20 protein-coding genes are annotated in these 18,127 nt (G+C 70.7%); 11 read left to right on the top strand and 9 right to left on the bottom strand.

The annotated features are described in order from the left end of the window. The first annotated feature begins 38 nt into the window (after positions 1-38). Entirely contained in the window at positions 39-1,253 is a 1,215-nt protein-coding gene (locus OCT48_RS00400; RefSeq protein ID WP_263590842.1) for a porin, read from the top strand. A gap of 191 nt (positions 1,254-1,444) precedes the next feature. On the opposite strand, the gene glnK is transcribed toward OCT48_RS00400, so the two are convergent. The 3 genes from glnK to OCT48_RS00415 all read right to left on the bottom strand — a co-directional run bounded on the left by glnK (position 1,445) and on the right by OCT48_RS00415 (position 3,622). Continuing rightward, on the bottom strand, positions 1,445-1,783 hold the full coding sequence (gene glnK, locus OCT48_RS00405) for a P-II family nitrogen regulator (RefSeq protein ID WP_183383023.1): 339 nt from the start codon (positions 1,781-1,783) through the stop codon (positions 1,445-1,447). Positions 1,784-1,926: 143 nt separating this feature from the next. After that, on the bottom strand, positions 1,927-3,246 hold the full coding sequence (locus OCT48_RS00410) for an ammonium transporter (protein WP_263590843.1): 1,320 nt from the start codon (positions 3,244-3,246) through the stop codon (positions 1,927-1,929). 37 nt (positions 3,247-3,283) lie between these two features. Then, positions 3,284-3,622: a P-II family nitrogen regulator gene (locus OCT48_RS00415; protein WP_263590844.1), complete on the bottom strand. Its 339-nt coding sequence runs from the start codon at positions 3,620-3,622 to the stop codon at positions 3,284-3,286. A 296-nt stretch (positions 3,623-3,918) separates the two neighbouring features. On the opposite strand from OCT48_RS00415, the gene OCT48_RS00420 reads away from it, so the two are divergent. Both OCT48_RS00420 and OCT48_RS00425 read left to right on the top strand, forming a co-directional pair. After that, positions 3,919-4,266 carry an accessory factor UbiK family protein gene (locus tag OCT48_RS00420; protein WP_263590845.1) on the top strand — a complete coding sequence of 116 codons (348 nt, stop codon included), beginning with the start codon at positions 3,919-3,921 and terminating at the stop codon, positions 4,264-4,266. Between the two features lie 64 nt (positions 4,267-4,330). Beyond that, a complete protein-coding gene (locus tag OCT48_RS00425) occupies positions 4,331-5,836 on the top strand; it encodes a YifB family Mg chelatase-like AAA ATPase (protein WP_263590846.1) in 1,506 nt (501 codons plus the stop codon). A 16-nt stretch (positions 5,837-5,852) separates the two neighbouring features. Here OCT48_RS00425 and OCT48_RS00430 read toward each other — a convergent pair whose 3' ends face one another. Beyond that, complete coding sequence (locus OCT48_RS00430; protein WP_263590847.1) at positions 5,853-6,338, bottom strand: hypothetical protein; 486 nt, start codon at positions 6,336-6,338, stop codon at positions 5,853-5,855. Beyond that, positions 6,335-7,327, bottom strand: coding sequence for an alpha/beta hydrolase (locus tag OCT48_RS00435; protein WP_263590848.1), 993 nt, complete (start codon positions 7,325-7,327; stop codon positions 6,335-6,337). The genes OCT48_RS00430 and OCT48_RS00435 overlap by 4 nt, the downstream gene beginning before the upstream one ends. A gap of 239 nt (positions 7,328-7,566) precedes the next feature. Here OCT48_RS00435 and OCT48_RS00440 point away from each other — a divergent pair, with 239 nt between their 5' ends. Beyond that, positions 7,567-9,753, top strand: a complete 2,187-nt coding sequence (locus OCT48_RS00440) for a malate synthase G (RefSeq protein WP_263590849.1) — start codon at positions 7,567-7,569, stop codon at positions 9,751-9,753. Between the two features lie 215 nt (positions 9,754-9,968). Next, complete coding sequence (locus OCT48_RS00445; RefSeq protein WP_183383015.1) at positions 9,969-10,382, top strand: PaaI family thioesterase; 414 nt, start codon at positions 9,969-9,971, stop codon at positions 10,380-10,382. A gap of 84 nt (positions 10,383-10,466) precedes the next feature. On the opposite strand, the gene OCT48_RS00450 is transcribed toward OCT48_RS00445, so the two are convergent. After that, positions 10,467-10,868 carry a DUF423 domain-containing protein gene (locus OCT48_RS00450; RefSeq protein ID WP_263590850.1) on the bottom strand — a complete coding sequence of 134 codons (402 nt, stop codon included), beginning with the start codon at positions 10,866-10,868 and terminating at the stop codon, positions 10,467-10,469. A gap of 98 nt (positions 10,869-10,966) precedes the next feature. Here OCT48_RS00450 and thiS point away from each other — a divergent pair, with 98 nt between their 5' ends. Genes thiS through trmB form a run of 3 tightly spaced genes read left to right on the top strand, consistent with a single transcriptional unit; the run spans position 10,967 to position 12,798 of the window. Continuing rightward, entirely contained in the window at positions 10,967-11,167 is a 201-nt protein-coding gene (thiS, locus tag OCT48_RS00455) for a sulfur carrier protein ThiS (protein ID WP_183383013.1), read from the top strand. A gap of 48 nt (positions 11,168-11,215) precedes the next feature. Then, positions 11,216-12,013, top strand: a complete 798-nt coding sequence (locus OCT48_RS00460) for a thiazole synthase (RefSeq protein WP_263590851.1) — start codon at positions 11,216-11,218, stop codon at positions 12,011-12,013. Between the two features lie 29 nt (positions 12,014-12,042). After that, positions 12,043-12,798, top strand: a complete 756-nt coding sequence (gene trmB, locus OCT48_RS00465) for a tRNA (guanosine(46)-N7)-methyltransferase TrmB (RefSeq protein WP_263590852.1) — start codon at positions 12,043-12,045, stop codon at positions 12,796-12,798. On the opposite strand, the gene OCT48_RS00470 is transcribed toward trmB, so the two are convergent. Then, complete coding sequence (locus tag OCT48_RS00470) at positions 12,725-13,783, bottom strand: DMT family transporter (RefSeq protein WP_263590853.1); 1,059 nt, start codon at positions 13,781-13,783, stop codon at positions 12,725-12,727. The genes trmB and OCT48_RS00470 overlap by 74 nt on opposite strands. A 93-nt stretch (positions 13,784-13,876) precedes the next feature. Here OCT48_RS00470 and OCT48_RS00475 point away from each other — a divergent pair, with 93 nt between their 5' ends. Beyond that, a complete protein-coding gene (locus tag OCT48_RS00475; protein ID WP_263590854.1) occupies positions 13,877-14,761 on the top strand; it encodes a LysR substrate-binding domain-containing protein in 885 nt (294 codons plus the stop codon). A 180-nt stretch (positions 14,762-14,941) separates the two neighbouring features. Here OCT48_RS00475 and OCT48_RS00480 read toward each other — a convergent pair whose 3' ends face one another. Further along, positions 14,942-15,856 (bottom strand): AEC family transporter, encoded by a 915-nt coding sequence (locus OCT48_RS00480; RefSeq protein WP_263590855.1) that lies wholly within the window; start codon positions 15,854-15,856, stop codon positions 14,942-14,944. A gap of 110 nt (positions 15,857-15,966) precedes the next feature. Here OCT48_RS00480 and OCT48_RS00485 point away from each other — a divergent pair, with 110 nt between their 5' ends. Beyond that, entirely contained in the window at positions 15,967-16,473 is a 507-nt protein-coding gene (locus OCT48_RS00485; RefSeq protein WP_263590856.1) for a hypothetical protein, read from the top strand. Beyond that, the gene (locus OCT48_RS00490; RefSeq protein WP_263590857.1) at positions 16,470-17,066 is read left to right on the top strand and encodes an SCO family protein; all 597 of its coding nucleotides are present in this window, start codon (positions 16,470-16,472) and stop codon (positions 17,064-17,066) included. Before OCT48_RS00485 ends, OCT48_RS00490 begins: the two co-directional genes overlap by 4 nt. Before the next feature lie 17 nt (positions 17,067-17,083). Here the strand turns inward: OCT48_RS00490 and OCT48_RS00495 are convergent, their stop codons facing one another. Further along, positions 17,084-18,127 (bottom strand): PHB depolymerase family esterase, encoded by a 1,044-nt coding sequence (locus OCT48_RS00495; protein ID WP_263590858.1) that lies wholly within the window; start codon positions 18,125-18,127, stop codon positions 17,084-17,086.

Genomic DNA, 18,127 nt, shown 5'->3' on the forward strand with positions numbered 1-18,127 from the left:
CTGCTTACTTTTAAAACAACGAATCAAGAGAGACCCCTATGCAAGCCAAGAAGACCCTGATGCTGGCCCTGCTGCCGGCAGGTATCCTTGCGGCCCAGAGTTCCTCGGCCTTCGACGTGGTCGAGGCGGGGCAGCCCGTCGTCACCGGCGAGCCGAGCCGGGTGGGCGCGCCCTGGAACCACCGCAGCACCTTCAATATTCCCGGCACCAATACCGATGTGGCCTTCGGTGGCTACATCAAGTTCGACGCCATCTACGATTTCGATTACGACCTGGGCGATTCCACTGACCCGCTGGCGGCCGCCAGCGAGAGCAACGCCACCGATGGTCGGACGACCTTCACCGCCAGTGAATCGCGCCTGAACTTCCGCACCCAGACCCGGTTTGGCGACGAGATGCTGCGCACCTACTTCGAAGGGCACTTCCTGCCCGACGAGAAGTTCAACCTGCGTCACGCCTATGGCGAGTACAATGGCTTCCTGGCCGGCCAGACCTGGACCAACTTCATGCACTTCCTGGGCACGCCGCGCATCCTCAAGCTGGGCGGCCCCATCGGGTACGCCACTGGGCGTCCCGAGCAGGTGCGCTACTCTCACCAAGCGGGGGCGAATACCTTTGCGGTGGCTCTGGAGAACCCCGAGTCCTCGATCTCCGACCTGGGGGCGGGCGGCAGCGTCGACGAGAACTTCGAGGTGCCCGATCTGACCCTGCGCTACCAATACAAGCGCAACTTCGGTATCTCCGGGGTGGTGCGCCGGTTCACCACCGAGTCCGCCGTGAGCGGGCAGGACGAGAGCGCCACCGGCTTCGGCATGGCCGCCCAGGGGGCCTTGCCGCTGGGCGGCAGCACCACCCTCAAGGGCAACCTGATGGTGGGTAGTGGCCTGGGCAGCTACCTGGATTATGTGCCCCCTGCCGGCGCTCAGTATCGGGCTCCGGATGCCTTCCTGGCGGCCGATGGCTCACTGGAGGCCGTCGACCTGCAGAGCTACGGCATCTCCCTGGATCACCGCTGGAACGCCGACTGGTCGAGCTCCATCGGCACTTCTCTGGTCAACCAAGACCTGCCGGACGATGCCCCGGCCCTGCAGGGCATGACCGACACCGTGCAGTTCTCCCATGTCAACCTGATCTGGGACGTCAACGATCGCCTGACCGTGGGGGCCGAGTATCAGTACATCGACCTCGAGAAGGTCAGCGGCGAGGAGGTGGATGCCAGCCGCGTGATGGCCAGCGCCCAGTTCCACTTCTGAGATCATCGGGTGCCGCGTGCCTGTGGTCTCCCCTTTGACCCAGCTTGTTGCAAGCCATATGGCTTGATCTCGCCGGCCTTCGGGCCGGCATTTTTGTCCTCATGACGACTTCGGCCGGTCGCTGTCGCGACCGGCCGAGTGCAGGGTGATACTGGTCGAGGTTCGACCCGCGAGCTACGAGCTTCGAGCTGTCAGACCGCGTCCTTGTCGGTCTCGCCGGTACGGATGCGAATGACCTGCTCCAGGGCGGTGACGAAGATCTTGCCGTCGCCGATCTTGCCGGTATTCGCCACCTGGGTGATGGCATCGATCACCTGCTCGGCCATGGACTCATCCACGGCCACCTCGAGCTTCACCTTGGGCAGGAAGTCGACCACGTACTCGGCGCCGCGGTAGAGCTCGGTGTGGCCCTTCTGGCGCCCGAAGCCCTTGACCTCGGTAACGGTGATGCCCTGGACGCCGATCTCCGAGAGCGATTCGCGTACGTCGTCGAGCTTGAACGGCTTGATGATGGCGGTCACCAGTTTCATGGTCATGTCCTCGCGTTGTCCGTATCCGATGGCGGTGTGCGCCATCCCTGTCGGGGGTCATTGTGCCAGAGCATACACCCCCTGCGGGAGGAATAAAAAATGGCCCCGCGAGGGGGCCATCGTGATGCCTGCTGCGATCGGTGTCATTCGGTGCGGGGACTCATCGGCGCCTGGCTCAGGCCTTCGGCCCGGCTGCGGCCGGCGCCACCACCGTGCACCTTGGAGACGGTGAACTCGGGGTAGGCCTCGAGACCGCACTCGGCCAGGTCGACGCCCTCGTATTCCTCTTCCTCGCTGACGCGCACGCCCATGATCGCCTTGATGATCAGCCATACGGCCAGGCTGGCGGCGAAGACCCAGGCGAAGATGCCGAGGATGCCGATGATCTGGGCACCGAAGGAGGCGCCGTCATTGGAGAGCGGCACCGCCAGCACGCCCCAGATGCCTGCGACGCCGTGGGCGGAGATGGCACCGACCGGATCGTCGAGCTTGAGCTTGTCGAGGCCGACGATGGACATCACCACCAGCAGGCCGCCGACGGCGCCGATCAGGGTGGCGCCCAGGGCGCTGGGCGACAGCGGGTCGGCGGTGATGGACACCAGGCCGGCGATGGCACCGTTGAGGGCCATGGTCAGGTCGGCCTTGCGGAACCACAGCTTGGCCAGGATCAGCGCGGCGATCACCCCGCCGGCGGCGGCGGCGTTGGTGTTCACCAGCACCTGAGCCATGTTGTTGGCCGAACTCACGTCGGACACCTTCAGCTCGGAGCCGCCGTTGAAGCCGAACCAGCCCATCCACAGGATGAAGGTGCCGAGAGTCGCCAGCGGCAGGTTGGCACCGGGGATGGCGAAGATGCTGCCGTCCTTGCCGTACTTGCCCTTGCGCGGGCCGAGCACCAGCACGCCGGCGAGCGCCGCGGCCGCCCCGGCCATGTGCACGATGCCGGAGCCGGCGTAGTCGGAGAAGCCGACCTCGGCCAGCCAGCCGCCGCCCCAGGTCCAGTAGCCGGAGACAGGATAGATGACGCCGGTCATCACCACGGCGAAGGCCAGGAAGGCCCACAGCTTCATGCGCTCGGCCACGGCCCCGGAGACGATGGACATGGCGGTGGCCACGAACACCACCTGGAAGAAGAAGTCGGCGCGCATGGAGTAGTAGGGCGCGTCGTCGCCGCCGGCGGTCACCGCGGCCACGGTGTTCTCGCCGCCCAGCAGGAAGCCCAGGTTGGGCAGGAGGCCGCCCGCGGAGCTGGAGTACATCAGGTAGTAGCCCAGCAGCAGGTACATGGTGCAGGCGACGGCGAACAGCGCGATGTTCTTGGTCAGGATCTCGGCGGTGTTCTTGGAACGCACCAGGCCGGCCTCGAGCATCGAGAAGCCGGCGGCCATCCACATCACCAGCACGCCACAGATCAGGAAGTAGAAGGTGTCGAGCGCGTAGCTCAGCTCGGTCAACTCAGTCATGACGGTCACTCCTCATGAAAGGGGCAGGGCAGTCGCTTCAGACGGCGTCGCCGCCGCGCTCGCCGGTGCGGATACGGATGACGTCTTCCAGGGGGGTCACGAACACCTTGCCGTCGCCGATCTTGCCGCTGTTGGCCGCGGTGCAGATCGCATCCAGCACGGTGTCGAGGCGACCGTCGTCCACGGCGACCTCGATCTTGACCTTGGGCAGGAAGTCGACCACGTATTCGGCGCCACGATAGAGCTCGGTATGGCCCTTCTGGCGGCCGAAGCCCTTGACTTCGGTGACGGTGATGCCCTGCACGCCGTTATCGGCGAGCGCCTCGCGCACGTCGTCGAGCTTGAATGGCTTGATGATGGCGGTGATCAGCTTCATCCCTAATCTCCCCTGCAGGTAATGAGAGCGGCATGGTGCCGCACGGTGCATGTCCCGAAAGCCCTGCGTAATCCATGCCAACGTCCGGGTTAAAATCGTCAATTCATGGGGTTGGAGAAATCTTGAAGGGGGTGGTCACGGGGGCTCCGGGGCATGACGGGGACCGTGATGCACCGTCTTGGTGCCGGTGCGCAGCGGAACTGCGCCATGAAGAGGCGAGTAGGGGGGAATGCGCACCGCGAGCGCCTTGCGTATCCTGTCAGACAGCCATCCCACCATCGTTCAGGAGAGACACCATGGTCAGCCAAGATCGCATCAGTCGACTGGCTCAGCAGATCGGCGAACGCCTGCAGGGCGCGTCCCAGGCCCCCGAGGAGGTGCAGAAGGGCATCCAGCAGGTCGTGCGGGGCGCCTTCGACCGCCTGGAGCTGGTGTCTCGTGAGGACTTCGACATCCTGATGGACGTGCTGCAGCGCACCCGTGGCCGGGTCGAGGCCCTGGAGAAGCAGGTCGCGGCCCTGGAGGAGGCGCTGGAGACCTCCCGGCCGGCGGCCGACGGTGAGGCGCCGGCCCCGGCCATCGAGGCCCCGGACACCCCCGCCGCGCCCGAGGAGGATGCCGGCGCCGGCGAGCCCGGCCGTTGAGCCATCGAGCGGTCCCGTCGGCGCTGGTCTAGCCTGAGGGCAGACAACGCGCGAGGGACCGCCGATGACGCTGGCAATCATTCGCACCCGGGCCGGCCTCGGCCTCGAGGCCCCCGAGGTCCTGGTGGAGGTGCACCTGGCCAACGGCCTGCCCGGCATCACCCTGGTCGGGCTGCCGGAGGCCGCGGTCAAGGAGAGCCGCGAGCGGGTGCGCAGTGCCCTGGTCAATGCCGGCTTCGACTTCCCCCTGCGACGCATCACCCTCAACCTGGCACCCGCCGACCTGCCCAAGGACGGCGGGCGCTTCGACCTGCCCATCGCCCTGGGCCTGCTGGTGGCCTCCGGCCAGGTGCCCGCCGAGGCCCTCGAGGCCACCGAGTGTGTGGGCGAGCTGGCCCTGGACGGGGTCCTGCGGCCGGTGACCGGCGTGCTGCCCCTGGCCCTGGCGACACGGCGCGCCGGGCGCCGGCTGATCGTGCCCGTCGCCAACGCCGACGAGGCGGCGCTGGCCGGCGAGCTCGAGGTACTGCCCGCCGCCCACCTGCTCGAGGTGGTGGCCCACCTGCTGGGCCAGACGCCCATCCCTGCCCACCGGCTGGGGCGGCCAGCGGTCAGCGAGGCGCCGGGGGCCGACCTGTGCGAGGTGCGCGGCCAGCACCAGGCGCGGCGGGCGCTGGAGGTGGCGGCGGCCGGGGGGCACAACCTGCTGTTCGCCGGCCCGCCCGGCACCGGCAAGACCATGCTGGCCAGCCGGCTGCCGGGCATCCTGCCGCCGCTCGGCGAGGACGAGGCCCTCGAGGTGGCGGCGGTGCGCTCGGTGACCGGCCTGCCGCTGCGCGAGCAGTGGGGTCGCCGGCCCTTCCGCGCGCCGCACCACACCGCCAGCGCGGTGGCCCTGGTCGGCGGCGGCTCGCGACCGCGGCCCGGGGAGATCTCCCTGGCCCACCACGGGGTGCTGTTCCTCGACGAGCTGCCGGAGTTCTCCCGCCAGGTGCTGGAGGTGATGCGCGAGCCCATGGAGTCCGGACGGATCCACATCGCCCGGGCCAATCACGAGCGCTGCTACCCGGCACGCTTCCAACTGGTGGCGGCGATGAATCCCTGCCCCTGCGGCCACCTGGGGGATCCCCGCCAGGCCTGCCGGTGCACCGCGGCCCAGATCCAGCGCTATCAGGCGCGCCTGTCGGGACCGCTGCTGGATCGCATCGACCTGCAGGTGGAGGTGCCGGCATTGCCGCCCGAGCAGCTGACCTCCCGGGAGCCCGGGGAGGGCTCGGCGACGGTACGGGCCCGGGTGCTGGCGGCCCGCGAGCGCCAGCTGGCCCGGGGCGCGCTCAATGCCCATCTGGCGGGGGGCGAGCTGGAGCGCGCCTGCGCCCTCGACCCCGGCGACCGGGCCTGGCTGGCCGGCGTGCTGGAGCGGCTCAGGCTCTCGGCCCGAGCCTACCACCGGGTGCTGCGGGTGGCCCTGACCCTGGCCGACCTGGCCGGGCTGCCGCACCCCGGCCGCGAGCAGTTGATCGAGGCCATCGGCTATCGCCAGCTGGATCGGCTGCTCAGCGGCGGCTGAGGGCGCGGGGCGTCGCTCAGAGGGCGGAGGCGTCCAGGGCGCCGTCGATGTGGGACTCCCAGAGCGCCGTCTCGCTGCCGGGACGGCGCAGGGTCAGCTGCAGCCGGTAGGGCAGCAGTTGCCGGTCGGACAGCGTCAATCGCGGGCCGCTGGCGATCAGCCGGCTGTCCAGGCGCCACTGGTTGTGGCCGGCGCCCTCGGACAGGGCCGGCCGCCAGTCGAGGACCTGGGGGCCCTGGTCGATGCCGAGCAGGGCCCGGCTCAGGCTCTCGAGCAGGCGCGTGTCGTCCAGCTGGAGGTCGGGGTCGACCTCGGGCATGGCCAGCAGCAGGACCTGGTCGGCGGTGGGGCGGGGCAGGGCCGGTGACGTCGCCACTTCCTCGGCGGCCCGCTTGCCGAGCCCCAGCAGCGCCTGGCGCACGCTCTGGGGGGCTTCCGGGGGAGCGGCGCAGCCGACGAGCAGCAGGAACAGCAGCGCCAGGGGGAGCAGGCGTCGCGTCATGGGGCCGAGCCCCTCCGGCTCGGCGAAAGCGCCGATCGGTCGACGCAACGGGGCTCGAGGCCGGCGATGAAGCCTTCCAGCGCCTCGAACAGCACCCGTCGGATCGGCTCGGCCTCGTTGACCAGGTGGTGGCGGGCCTCGGGGTGGCGGTGAATCTCGGCGTTGGGAAACTTGCTTTCCAGTACCTCGAGGTTCCACTCCCAGTCCACGGTCAGGTCCTGCTCGCCCTGCAGGATCAGGGTCGGCACCGGGCTGGCCGGCAGGGACAGCAGCTGGGGCATCCAGCGCCGCATGGCGTCCACCCACTCCATGGCCAGGCGGTCCGGTTGCAGCGGGTCCCCCTCGCGCAGGAAGGTGGCGAAGTCGCTGTCCGTGGAATTGTCGCGGAAGCGGCGCGGGACCGAGCGGACGAAGGGGCCCACCAGGCGGTGCAGCCAGCTCGACTGGGACCAGCCCCAGGGGCGCACCAGGGGGGCGAGCAGGGCCAGGCCGGCCCAATGGCCGTCGTCGCCCCGGCGCAGCGCGTCGGTGGCCAGTATCGCCGCCCCGGTACTCTGGCCGATGCCGAGCCACGGCTGGGGCACCAGGTCCCGGGCTGCCAGGTAGTGTTGCAGGCTGCGCAGGCAGTCGCCGTAGTCGTCGAAGTCGCCGATGGAGGCCCGCGCGCCGCTCGACAGCCCGTGGCCCGGCAGGTCCCAGAGCACCACCCGCCAGCCGCGATCGAGCAGGCACTCGAGCAGATGACGATACAGCCCCAGGTGGTCATAGTAGCCATGCACCACGAAGGCCGTGCCGATGGGGGCCGGCGGGCTCCACACCTGGGTCCAGAGGCGGAAGCCGTGGGCGTCCACGTAGCCTACGTAGAGCCCCACGTGCTCGGCCAGCAGTGGCGCCAGGCCATAGTGCCCGAGGTAGCGCTCGAGCTCCTGGCCGGTTCGGTCGGCCGGAGCAATCGTGCCCAGGGCCTGAAGGGGGCTGAAATCGCTCATCGAGTCCTCCGCAATGACTCCCATGCTAGCGCCTTGCCGAGGGCGGAACCACTGTTCATTAATGTCGGGAGTCAGACTACCGGCTCTCGTCTTTTGGTCTACCCTGCGGGGATGTCCGCCGGCTTCGGGTTTACATGTGGAAGCAATTTCCACAAAATTGTCATTACGCAGTCACCTTTCCCTGTCCGGCTGTTCGGTGCCAGGGGACGCCGGATCGCCACGCATAGGAGAACGACCCCATGACCCAACGCATCACCCGCCACCGTCTCCAGGTGGCCGCCGAGCTGGACCGTTTCATCAACGAGCAGGCCCTGCCGGGCACGGGGGTCGACCCCGACGACTTCTGGCGCGGCGTGGACGCCCTGTTTCATGATCTGACACCGAAGAACCGCGAACTGCTCGCCGAGCGTGACCGCCTGCAAGGGGAGCTCGACACCTGGCACCGCGAGAACCCGGGCCCGATCCGTGACATGCCGGCCTACCGCGGCTACCTCGAGCGGGTCGGCTACCTCGAGCAGGCGCCTGCCAAGGTCGAGGTCACCACCACCGATGTCGACCGCGAGATCGCCGTGCAGGCCGGCCCGCAACTGGTGGTGCCGGTCAACAACGCCCGCTATGCCCTGAATGCCGCCAATGCCCGCTGGGGCAGCCTCTACGATGCCCTCTACGGCACCGATGCCATCGCCGAGGAGGGCGGCGCCGAGAGGGGCGAGAGCTTCAACCCCAAGCGGGCGGAGAAGGTCATCGCCTACGCCCGTGGCGTGCTCGACCGCGCCGCGCCGCTGGCGACCGGCTCGCACCGCGAGGCGGTGAAGTACGCCCTGCGTGACGGCCATCTCACGGTGACCCTGGACGGCGGTCGCGAGACCGGCCTCAAGGAGCCGGGCAAGCTGGTCGGCTACCAGGGCGAGGCCGCCGCGCCCTCCGCCATCCTGCTGGTCAACCATGGCCTGCACCTGGAGATCCAGGTCGATGCCGGGCACCCCATCGGCAAGACCGACCCGGCGGGGGTCAAGGACGTGGTCGTCGAGGCTGCGCTGACCGCCATCATGGACTGCGAGGATTCCGTGGCCGCGGTGGACGCCGAGGACAAGGTCGGCGTCTACGCCAACTGGTTGGGCCTGATGAAGGGCGACCTCGAGGAGCAGATCGAGAAGGGCGGCAAGTCCTTCACCCGCCGCCTGCACGGCGACCGGACCTGGACCGACCCCCAGGGCGGCGAGGTGATCCTGCCGGGCCGCGCCCTGCTGTTCGTGCGCAACGTCGGCCACCTGATGACCACCCCGGCGGTGCTCGATGCCGAGGGCAACGAGCTACCCGAGGGCATCCTCGACGGCATCGTCACCAGCCTGGTCGCCCTGCACGACCTGCAGAAGGACGCGGGGCAGCCGCGCAACTCCCGCCAGGGCTCGGTGTACATCGTCAAGCCGAAGATGCACGGCCCCCGCGAAGTGGCCTTCGCCAACGAGCTGTTCGGCCGCGTCGAGGACCTGCTGGGCATGCGCCGGGACACCCTCAAGATGGGCATCATGGACGAGGAGCGCCGCACCTCGGTCAACCTCAAGGCCTGCCTCAACGAGGCGACCTCGCGGGTGGTGTTCATCAACACCGGCTTCCTCGATCGTACCGGCGACGAGATGCACACCGTCATGGAAGCCGGGCCGATGATCCGCAAGGGCGACATGAAGAACAGCGCCTGGATCGGCGCCTACGAGCGCAGCAACGTCCAGGTCGGCCTGGCCTGTGGCCTGCGCGGCCACGCCCAGATCGGCAAGGGCATGTGGGCCATGCCGGACCTGATGGCCGCCATGCTGGAGCAGAAGATCGGCCATCCCAAGGCCGGCGCCAACACCGCCTGGGTGCCGTCGCCCACCGCCGCCACCCTGCACGCCCTGCACTATCACCAGGTCAACGTGGCCGAGGTGCAGCGCGAGCTGGAGGCCCAGGGTGAGCATGCCCTGCGTGGACAGCTCCTCGACGACCTGCTCACCGTGCCGGTGGCCGAGAACCCGACCTGGTCCGACGAGGAGATCCAGCAGGAGCTCGACAACAACTGCCAGGGCATCCTCGGCTACGTGGTGCGCTGGGTCGAGCACGGCGTGGGCTGCTCCAAGGTGCCGGACATCCATGACGTGGGCCTGATGGAGGACCGCGCCACCCTGCGCATCTCCAGCCAGCACGTGGCCAACTGGCTGCACCATGGCGTGGTGGATGCCGACCGGGTCCGGGCGACCCTGGAACGCATGGCCAAGGTAGTGGACGAGCAGAACGCCGGTGATCCGGACTACACGCCGATGAGCGCCGACTTCTCCGCTTCCCACGCCTTCCAGGCCGCCTCGGACCTGATCTTCAAGGGGCTCGAGCAGCCTGCCGGTTACACCGAGCCGCTGCTGCATCACTGGCGCGCGGTGCACAAGGCGGGATAATCGCGGGCGGGCTGCGAGTAGAGGGATACCCTGATATTCGTGGCTCGTGGCTCGTGGCTCGTGGCTCGTGGCTCGTGGCTCGTGGCTCGTGGCTCGTGGCTCGTGGCTCGTGGCTCGTGGCTCGTGGCTCGTGGCTCGTGGCTCGTGGCGACTGTGCGCGGCCGGCCAGCTGGGCTATCTTGGGGACCATCGTCCACTGCCGCAGGGAGCGCCCCATGACCGTGATGACCGCCGCCGCCATCGAGGACTTCCTCGACGAGGTCTTCCCCCAGCGTTCCGGCACCATCGAGGGCATCGACGAGATGCGGGCCACCATGAGCCTGGCCATCGAGGACGAGCACCTGCGTCCCGGCGCCAGCGTGTCCGGTCCCACCCTGATGGGGCTCGCCGATGTCTGCCTCTATGTGGCGATCCTGGCCCAGGTCGGTCCCGAGCCGATGGCGGTGACCAGTGACCTGCACTGTCGCTTCCTGCGTCGTCCGCGGGGCGACCGCGACATCATCGCCAACGCGCGGCTGCTCAAGCTGGGGCGGCGCCTGGCGGTGGGCGAGGTCCAGCTGTTCTCCGCCGGCGACGAGGCCCCGGTGGCCCTGGTCACGGCGACCTATGTCCTGCCGGACGGCGACTGAGCCTTGGGGAAACACTGATTCGATGGCTGCGCTCCGGCGGCGGCCAGACTAGGCGTCCCGGCCCCTCTTCGCTCGCGACATGAATCAGCGCTCCCGAGAACCAGCACTGACGCTGGGCGCGCGGAGGACACAGACGGCCAGCGCCAGCCAGCCGCCGATCAGCAGCACGCCGCCCAGCGGGGTGACCAGGCCGAGGCCTGCCAGGCCCGACAGGGCCAGGGCGTACAGCGAGCCCGAGAACAGCAGCATGCCCGCCGCCCACAGGCCCAGGGCCAGGCGCTGACCGGGGCGCGGGCAGGCGGCGCGCCAGGCCAGCACCCCGAGCATCGCCAGGCTGTGCCAGGCCTGATAGCGCACCCCGGTCTCGACGGCCGCCACCAGCCGCGGGGCCAGGCTGCCCTCCAGGGCATGGGCGCCGAAGGCGCCGGCCATCACCATCAGGGCGCCGGACAGCGCCGCCGCCAGCCACCAGGGTCGGTCCTGCATCTCGGGTCTCCTGCGATCGTCTCGTGGTTACCGTACCCGGCCCGGCCCTGAGGCGCTACAATGTGGGCCCGCGAATCCGCAGCCCCGGAGAGGATGCCATGCAGATCCAGCTCAATGGCGAGGCCCGCACCCTGGAGGCCGATGCCTCGGTGGCCCGGCTGGTCGAGTCCCTCGGCCTGACCGGCCGCCGCATCGCCGTGGAGGTCAACGAGGAGATCGTGCCCAGGAGCGTCCACGCCGAGACGCGCCTGGCCGAGGGTGACCGGGTCGAGATCGTCCACGCCATCGGTGGCGGCTGACGCGCCGAGGCGGTCCCGCGAACCAGGATCCACAGGAGCACGACAACCATGACCGACTTCTTCCAGGACGCGCCGCTGCGCATCGCCGGCCGCGAATTCACCTCGCGCCTGCTGGTGGGCACCGGCAAGTACCGCGACTTCGACGAGACCGGTGAGGCCATCGCCGCGAGTGGCGCCGAGGTGGTGACCTTCGCGGTGCGGCGCACCAATCTGGGGCAGGATGCCGCGGCGCCGAACCTGCTCGACGTCGTCTCGCCGGAGCGCTACACCCTGCTGCCCAACACCGCCGGGTGCTATACCGCCAAGGATGCGGTGCGGACCTGCCGGCTGGCCCGCGAGCTCCTCGACGGCCACAACCTGGTCAAGCTCGAGGTGCTGGGGGACGACACCACCCTCTATCCCAACGTGGTGGAGACGCTGGCCGCCACCGAGACGCTGGTCAACGACGGCTTCGACGTGATGGTCTATACCAGCGACGACCCCATCGTCGCCCGCGAGCTGGAGCGCCTGGGCTGCTGCGCCGTGATGCCGCTGGGCTCGCTGATCGGCTCCGGCCATGGCATCCAGAACCCCCACAACCTTCGCCTGATCATCGAGCAGGCCGGCGTGCCGGTGCTGGTGGATGCGGGCATCGGCACCGCCTCCGAGGCGGCCCTGGCCATGGAGCTGGGCTGCGACGGGGTGCTGATGAACTCCGCCATCGCCCATGCCCGACAGCCGCTGCTGATGGCCAGCGCCATGAAGCAGGCCGTCCAGGCCGGCCGCGAGGCCTTCCTGGCCGGGCGCATGCCGCGCCGCCAGAGCGCCGACCCGTCCTCGCCCCTGGCGGGCCGTATCAACGCCTGACGCCTTCTTCCCCTGACCCACGAGATCCGATGCCGCGCATGAACGCACCGCACCACGACGACACCGCCTCGACCACCGGCCCGGAAGGCCCCGACGCTCCGCTGCATCGCCGGGGCATCAAGAGTTATGTGCTGCGCGCCGGGCGCATGACCGCCGCCCAGACCCGGGGCCTCGAGGAGGTCTGGCCGCGGCTGGGACTGACGCTCGCCGACGGCCGCCAGGACCTCGACGCCCTCTTCGGTCGCCAGGCCCCGCGGGTGGTGGAGATCGGCTTCGGCATGGGCGCCTCGCTGGTCGAGCAGGCCGAGACCCATCCCGACACCGACTTCATCGGCATCGAGGTGCACGCCCCCGGGGTCGGCAAGCTGCTCGACGAGGCCGACAAGCGCGGCCTGACCAACCTGCGCGTCTATCGTGAGGATGCCCTGGCGGTGCTCGAGCACTGCCTGCCCGAGGCCAGCCTCGATACCCTGCAGCTGTTCTTCCCCGATCCCTGGCCGAAGAAGAAGCACCACAAGCGGCGCATCGTCCAGCCGGCCTTCGTCGCCCTGGTGCGCACCCGGCTCAAGCCCGGCGGCACCCTGCACATGGCCACCGACTGGGAGGCCTACGCCGAGTGGATGGCGGGGGTCATGGACGGCGCGCCGGGCTATGCCAACACCGCCTCGCCGGAGACCGCCCCCTACGTGCCGCGTCCCGCCTTTCGTCCCCTCACCAAGTTCGAGGCCCGCGGCGAGCGGCTGGGGCACGGGGTCTGGGATCTGATCTACCGCCGCGTCGACTGAGCGGGCTTCCGGTGCCGGCGTGGCCGCCGGCCCCGCGGCCCCGCGGCCGACCCGCGACCAGGGCGGCGCCGGCGCCGAGCAGTCCCAGGCCCATGCCGGCGATGCCGAGCCCGCCCGGCCACTCCCCGAACAGCAGGGCCGTCCAGCCCAGGGTCACCGCCGGGGTCAGGGCGACCAGCGCGGCGCTGTGGCTCACCCCGAAGCGGCGCAGGCTCTCGATGAAGAAGCCGTAGCCGCCGAAGGTGGCGAGCAGGATCAGCCAGGCCAGCGCCGTCAGCGTGTCCAGGGTGAGGGGCGGTGGCGCCGGCCAGTCTCCCTGGCGCGCCACGGCGGCGACCCAGAACACCACCGTCGCCGCCGCCAGCTGGCTGGTCAGCCGCGCCTCCATTCCCAGAGCCGCCGGCCGCCGGGCGCCCAGCACGCTGCCCAGGCTCACGGCCACCACCGCCAGCAGCGGCAGGCCGTAGGCCCAGGCCGGCGCGCCGCCCACGCCCTGCAGGTCGTCCAGTACGCTCAAGCCGGCCCCCAGGGTCGCCACCGACATGCCCAGCCACTGGGCCGGACGCGCGCGCTCGCCCAGCCACCAGCCGGCCAGGGTGGTGGCCGCCAGGGGTTGCAGGGCGCCGATCAGGGCCGCCACGCCGGCGCTGACGCCGGCCTCCACCGCCAGCAGCATGGCCAGCAGGTAGGCGCCCACCGTCAGGCTGCCGACCAGGGCGTCGCGGGCCAGGGCGCGGGGCGACAGGCCCGGCCCCCGGCGCCGGGGGGGCCGCAGCGCCCACCAGCAGCCCGCCAGCAGGGTGGCCAGCGCGAAGCGCCAGGCATAGAGCGACAGGGCCGGCGTGTCGACGGCCACGGCCAGGCGACTGCCCACGAAGCCGCTGCTCCAGCACAGCACGAAGCCGACGGCCACGACGAGGCCGCCCAGTGGTGCGGCACCCGGCCGCGGCCACCCCGTTAGCGACAGGCGTGTGAAGGCGCGCATGGGACCTCCCCGAGACATTCGGTGACTTGTGGGGAGAGTCTGGGGCGCCTAGAGTCTTTCGGGAATCGAAACTTTTTTCAGCGAGCGTTCAATATGGCTGAAGTCTCCTCGGACACCCTGGACCTGGAGGCCCTGCGCAGTTTCGTGGTGGTGGCACGCCTCGGCTCCCTGGCCGCGGCCGCCGAGCAGCGCCATCGCACGGTCAGCGCCCTGAGCATGCAGATCAAGCGGCTCGAGGCGCGGCTGGGCACGCGCCTGTTGCTGCGCGGGCCCCGCGGCATGACGCCCACGGCCGCCGGCGAGACGCTGCTCGGCGAGGCCCGGGAGCTGCTGCGCCACCATGACGGCCTGGTGGCCCGGATCAGTGGCCGGGGCCTGAGTGGCCGGGTGCGCTTCGGCCTGCCGGAGGACTATGCCAGCCGACTGGTCGGGCGGCTTTTGCCGGACTTCCTGGCCCGCCACCCGGACGTGGTGCTGGAGGCGGTGACCGCCACCAGCGGCGACCTGGCGAGGCGGCTGGAGCGGGGGGAGCTGTCGCTGATCGTGGCTCTGGATCGTCCGCATCGTCTGGTCGGGGGCGAGCCGCTGTGGCGCACCACCCCGGTCTGGGCGGGGGCCCGGGAGCTGGCCCTGGCGCCGGATCAGCCGCTGCCGCTGGCCCTGCACCCGGTGGACTGCCCCTATCGCCACCTGGGGCTCGAGGCCCTGGAGGCCATCGGCCGTCCCTGGCACGCGGTGTTCACCAGTACCAGCATCCATGCGGTGGAGACGGCCGTGGAAGCCGGGCTGGCCGTGAGCATCCTGGAGCGGGACCGGCTGACGCCGGCCATGCGCGAGCTGGGCGAGGCCGAGGGCCTGCCGCCGCTACCGGCCTGCGAGGCCCAGCTGCACTACGGGCGACAGGTGACCGCCGCCTCCTGGCCGGCGGTGGAGGCGCTGGGCGAGCTGCTGAAGCAGCGCCTGGGGCGGCGCGAATGACGGAAAAAAGAAAGCCGCCCCGGAGGGCGGCGAAAAGACCGTGACTAGCAATGAGGAGGAGAAACCGGGACAGGGGCTGGCAAGCTCCCTGACCGGGATGGCGCCTCATCAACGCCATGTGCCAAGAGTAAATCGTTCTCATTCATCGCGTCAATGTAAACGAGAACTTTTTTTATTTGCCTAGCCGGCGAGGTGCAGCCAGAGCGGCAGGGTCAGCATGGCGAGCAGGGTCTGGCCGGTGATCAGGGCGGCCATGAGCTCGGCGTCGCCGCCCAACTGGCGGGCCAGGATATAGGCCGAGGTGGCGGTAGGCAGGGCGGCGAACAGCAGGGCCACGTCGCGGCTCACCGGGTCGAGGTCGAGCAGCAGCGCCAGGACCAGCACCGCCGCGGGCATCAGCACCAGCTTGACCAGGTTGGCGGCCCAGACGCCCCGGTCGCGGCGCAGCAGGGCCGGGGGACGCAGGGCGACGCCGACCGCCACCAGGCCGAGGGGCAGCGCCGCCCGGCCCAGCAGGGCCACCGTGTCCTGGCTCCAGCCGGGCAGCCCGATGCCGGAGAGGTTCAGGGCGATGCCGGCCAGGCAGGCCAGGATCAGTGGGTTGCGTGCCAGGGCGGCGAGGCTGGCCCCGAGCCCGGCCGCCCCCAGGGTGCCGGCGGCGATGAAGGTCGCGACGCACAGCACGTTGATCGCCGGCACCATCAGGGCCACGGCCACCGCGGCCACCGTGGCGCCGGCCTGGCCATGCAGGGCCGCGGCCCCGGCCACGCCCACATAGGTGTTGAACCGCAGCCCCCCCTGGAAGACCGAGGTGAAGGCCGGTGCGGCCAGCCCCAGGCGATGGCGCAGGCGCCACAGCGAGAGGCCGAGCACGCCGATCGCCCCGAGCAGGGCCAGGGCGAGCCGGCCCACCGGGACCTGGCGGATATCGGCCTCGGCCAGGGTGGCGACCAGCATGGCGGGGAACAGCAGGAAGTAGATCAGCCGCTCCATGCGCGGCCAGAAGTCGCCGCCGGGCTGCTGGAGCCGGGCCAGGACCGCCCCCAGCAGGATCAACAGGAACAATGGGCCCAGGGCCTGTGCCACGCCGTCCATGACGCCTCCTCGTCGACTCGGCCCTGCGACATCCGTGCACACGGCGGCCCGGGCGAATACTGATAAGATCCAGTCTATCCTGCCACCGACGGAGGCGTCGCTTCACCGCCATGTCCCCTTCCGCCCCTGCCGAGCGCGCCTTGCGACCGCCGTTGCTGCGCCTGCTGATCGTCACGACCCTGCTGACCCTGGGCGTGGCGCTGTGGTACCTGCTGCGGCATTCCCTGGACGGTGACGATGTCCGGTGGACACCGCCGTCGACGTCCTGCGATCTCCAGGCCGGGCCCTGCCGGACCGACCTCGGGGATGGCGTCACGCTGACCCTGGACCTCGCCGGCAAGGGGCCCATCCAGGCCCTGACGGTGCTGCCCCTCGAGGTGCAGCTGGCGGGGGCGTCGGCCGAGGCCGCGGTGGTGACCTTCGACGGCCGCGACATGGACATGGGGCTTCACCGCTTTCCCCTCGCGGCGGCCGGTGGCGGGGTGTTCCGCGGCGAGGGGAAGGTCGCGCTGTGTACCGAGGCGGTGATGCCCTGGCGCGCCCGGGTGGTGGTGGACACGCCCCGGGGAGGCCTGGGAAGCTGGTTCGACTTCGAGGTAACGAGGAAGGCACCATGACACGACGATGGCGACACGTGATGGGGGCGGGGGTCGCCCTGCTGCTGGCGGTCGGTGGCCTGTGGGCCTACCAGCAGCAGGCCGGCCGCGACGCGGGGCTGCCCGCCGGCGGGCCCATCGAGCTGCCCTCGACCCGGGGCGATTTCTCCCTGAGCCAGCTGGAGGATGACCAGTTGGCGGTGGTGTTCTTCGGCTATACCTGGTGCCCGGACGTCTGTCCCATGAGCCTGGCCGTGGTGCGCCAGGTGCGCCAGCGGATGTCCCCCGAGCGACGCGACCGGGTGGTGCCGCTGATGGTCTCCGTGGACCCCGAGCGCGACACCCTGGCCCGGCTGGAGGAATACCTGGCCTACTTCGGTGAGGACTTCATCGGCGCCACCGGCAGCCAGGCCCAACTCGAGGAGATCGCCGAGCGCTACGGCGTGGTGTGGCGCAAGGTCGAGACGCCGGAGTCGGCCATGGCCTATACCGTCGACCACAGCGCCTCGCTGTACCTGGTGGACCGCGACGGCGAGATTCGCCGTCGGGTCCTGCATTCCCCGACCCCGGGACCGCTCGAGGCGGCCCTCGACGCGGAGCTCGGCGAGGGCTGAACCGCGGCCCGGCCGGCTCAGTCGGCGTTGGCCTGCAGCCGGTCGACCATGCCCATCAGGGCCTCGACCTGGCTGCCCCGGCGGGAGTCGTGCAGCGGGTCGAGCTGCCAGGCGCTCTCGGCATAGCCCCACCAGTCCCAGCAGGCCTTGGGGTTGGCGAGGCTCGCCGCCACCTGGGGATAGAGCACCACCCGCCGGTCGGCGGCCGCCCAATCGTTCAGGCCGCCGTAACGGACGAAGGCCTCGTCGCCCTCCGCCGCGCTCATCTCGCAGCCGTGCAGGGCCACGGTCAGCGCGCAGCCGCCCACCTCGCAGCCCGCCGGGATGAACAGGTAACCGCTATCGGCGAGGCCCCGGGCATCGAAGTCCGACTGATCGAAGCGCACCAGCCGGCCGCCGGCCTCGCCCGGCGCGCCGGCCGACGGCGCGCCGTGCAGCCAGGTCAGCGCCGCCTCGGCGATAGCCGGGTCGCAGGCCAGCAGGTGGCTGCCGCCGCCCTCGCCGCAGCCCGCCAGGGTCCTCGCCGGGGCGTCGCTCTCGGCGCCGACCGGCCAGCCATGGGCCGCGCCCTCGCCTTCCCGGTACCGCAGCTGCCGGTCCGGCGCCGCCAGCCAGTCCTCGAACTGATCGACCAGGGCTCGGCCTAGGGACGGATCGACGGTTTGGTCGGCGTCGCCGTGCCAGACGAAGACGCGCAGGTCGGCCAGCGCCTCGGGGGCGCCGACCAGGTCGCGGGACAGGTAGTCGCGGTGGCGTGCCTGGATGGCCGCCAGGTCGGGAGGGCCGAGGCGGGTGAACATGCACTGGCCCAGGGCCCGGCCGAGCTCGCCCCGGGCACAGGCCCAGGGCCCGGCCGCCACCACGCCGAGTCCGCTGAAGCGCGACGGCCAGGCCACGGCGAGCTGGGTGGCCATGTAGCCGCCGGCGGAGACGCCGATCACGCTCGCCGCCTCGGTGCTGACGGCCAGGGCGGGCAGCGCGGCCGGCGTTTCCTGGGCCTGAAGCGAGGCGGCCGGCCCCAGGCAGAGGCCGGCCGCCAGCAACGCGGTCTTGAGCTTCAT

The sequence above is a fragment of the Halomonas sp. M4R1S46 genome, assembly GCF_025725685.1.
Lineage (GTDB): Bacteria > Pseudomonadota > Gammaproteobacteria > Pseudomonadales > Halomonadaceae > Halomonas.

Coding starts and splice junctions, on each gene's coding strand:
- thiS (WP_183383013.1), top strand. CDS start 10,967: ATGCAGATCCAGCTCAATGGCGAGGCCCGCACCCTGGAGGCCGATGCC.
- OCT48_RS00415 (WP_263590844.1), bottom strand. CDS start 3,622: ATGAAGCTGATCACCGCCATCATCAAGCCATTCAAGCTCGACGACGTG.
- OCT48_RS00400 (WP_263590842.1), top strand. CDS start 39: ATGCAAGCCAAGAAGACCCTGATGCTGGCCCTGCTGCCGGCAGGTATC.
- OCT48_RS00460 (WP_263590851.1), top strand. CDS start 11,216: ATGACCGACTTCTTCCAGGACGCGCCGCTGCGCATCGCCGGCCGCGAA.
- OCT48_RS00490 (WP_263590857.1), top strand. CDS start 16,470: ATGACACGACGATGGCGACACGTGATGGGGGCGGGGGTCGCCCTGCTG.
- OCT48_RS00445 (WP_183383015.1), top strand. CDS start 9,969: ATGACCGTGATGACCGCCGCCGCCATCGAGGACTTCCTCGACGAGGTC.
- OCT48_RS00430 (WP_263590847.1), bottom strand. CDS start 6,338: ATGACGCGACGCCTGCTCCCCCTGGCGCTGCTGTTCCTGCTGCTCGTC.
- OCT48_RS00440 (WP_263590849.1), top strand. CDS start 7,567: ATGACCCAACGCATCACCCGCCACCGTCTCCAGGTGGCCGCCGAGCTG.
- OCT48_RS00450 (WP_263590850.1), bottom strand. CDS start 10,868: ATGCAGGACCGACCCTGGTGGCTGGCGGCGGCGCTGTCCGGCGCCCTG.
- OCT48_RS00425 (WP_263590846.1), top strand. CDS start 4,331: ATGACGCTGGCAATCATTCGCACCCGGGCCGGCCTCGGCCTCGAGGCC.
- OCT48_RS00485 (WP_263590856.1), top strand. CDS start 15,967: ATGTCCCCTTCCGCCCCTGCCGAGCGCGCCTTGCGACCGCCGTTGCTG.
- glnK (WP_183383023.1), bottom strand. CDS start 1,783: ATGAAACTGGTGACCGCCATCATCAAGCCGTTCAAGCTCGACGACGTA.
- OCT48_RS00435 (WP_263590848.1), bottom strand. CDS start 7,327: ATGAGCGATTTCAGCCCCCTTCAGGCCCTGGGCACGATTGCTCCGGCC.
- trmB (WP_263590852.1), top strand. CDS start 12,043: ATGCCGCGCATGAACGCACCGCACCACGACGACACCGCCTCGACCACC.
- OCT48_RS00420 (WP_263590845.1), top strand. CDS start 3,919: ATGGTCAGCCAAGATCGCATCAGTCGACTGGCTCAGCAGATCGGCGAA.
- OCT48_RS00495 (WP_263590858.1), bottom strand. CDS start 18,127: ATGAAGCTCAAGACCGCGTTGCTGGCGGCCGGCCTCTGCCTGGGGCCG.
- OCT48_RS00475 (WP_263590854.1), top strand. CDS start 13,877: ATGGCTGAAGTCTCCTCGGACACCCTGGACCTGGAGGCCCTGCGCAGT.
- OCT48_RS00410 (WP_263590843.1), bottom strand. CDS start 3,246: ATGACTGAGTTGACCGAGCTGAGCTACGCGCTCGACACCTTCTACTTC.
- OCT48_RS00470 (WP_263590853.1), bottom strand. CDS start 13,783: ATGCGCGCCTTCACACGCCTGTCGCTAACGGGGTGGCCGCGGCCGGGT.
- OCT48_RS00480 (WP_263590855.1), bottom strand. CDS start 15,856: ATGGACGGCGTGGCACAGGCCCTGGGCCCATTGTTCCTGTTGATCCTG.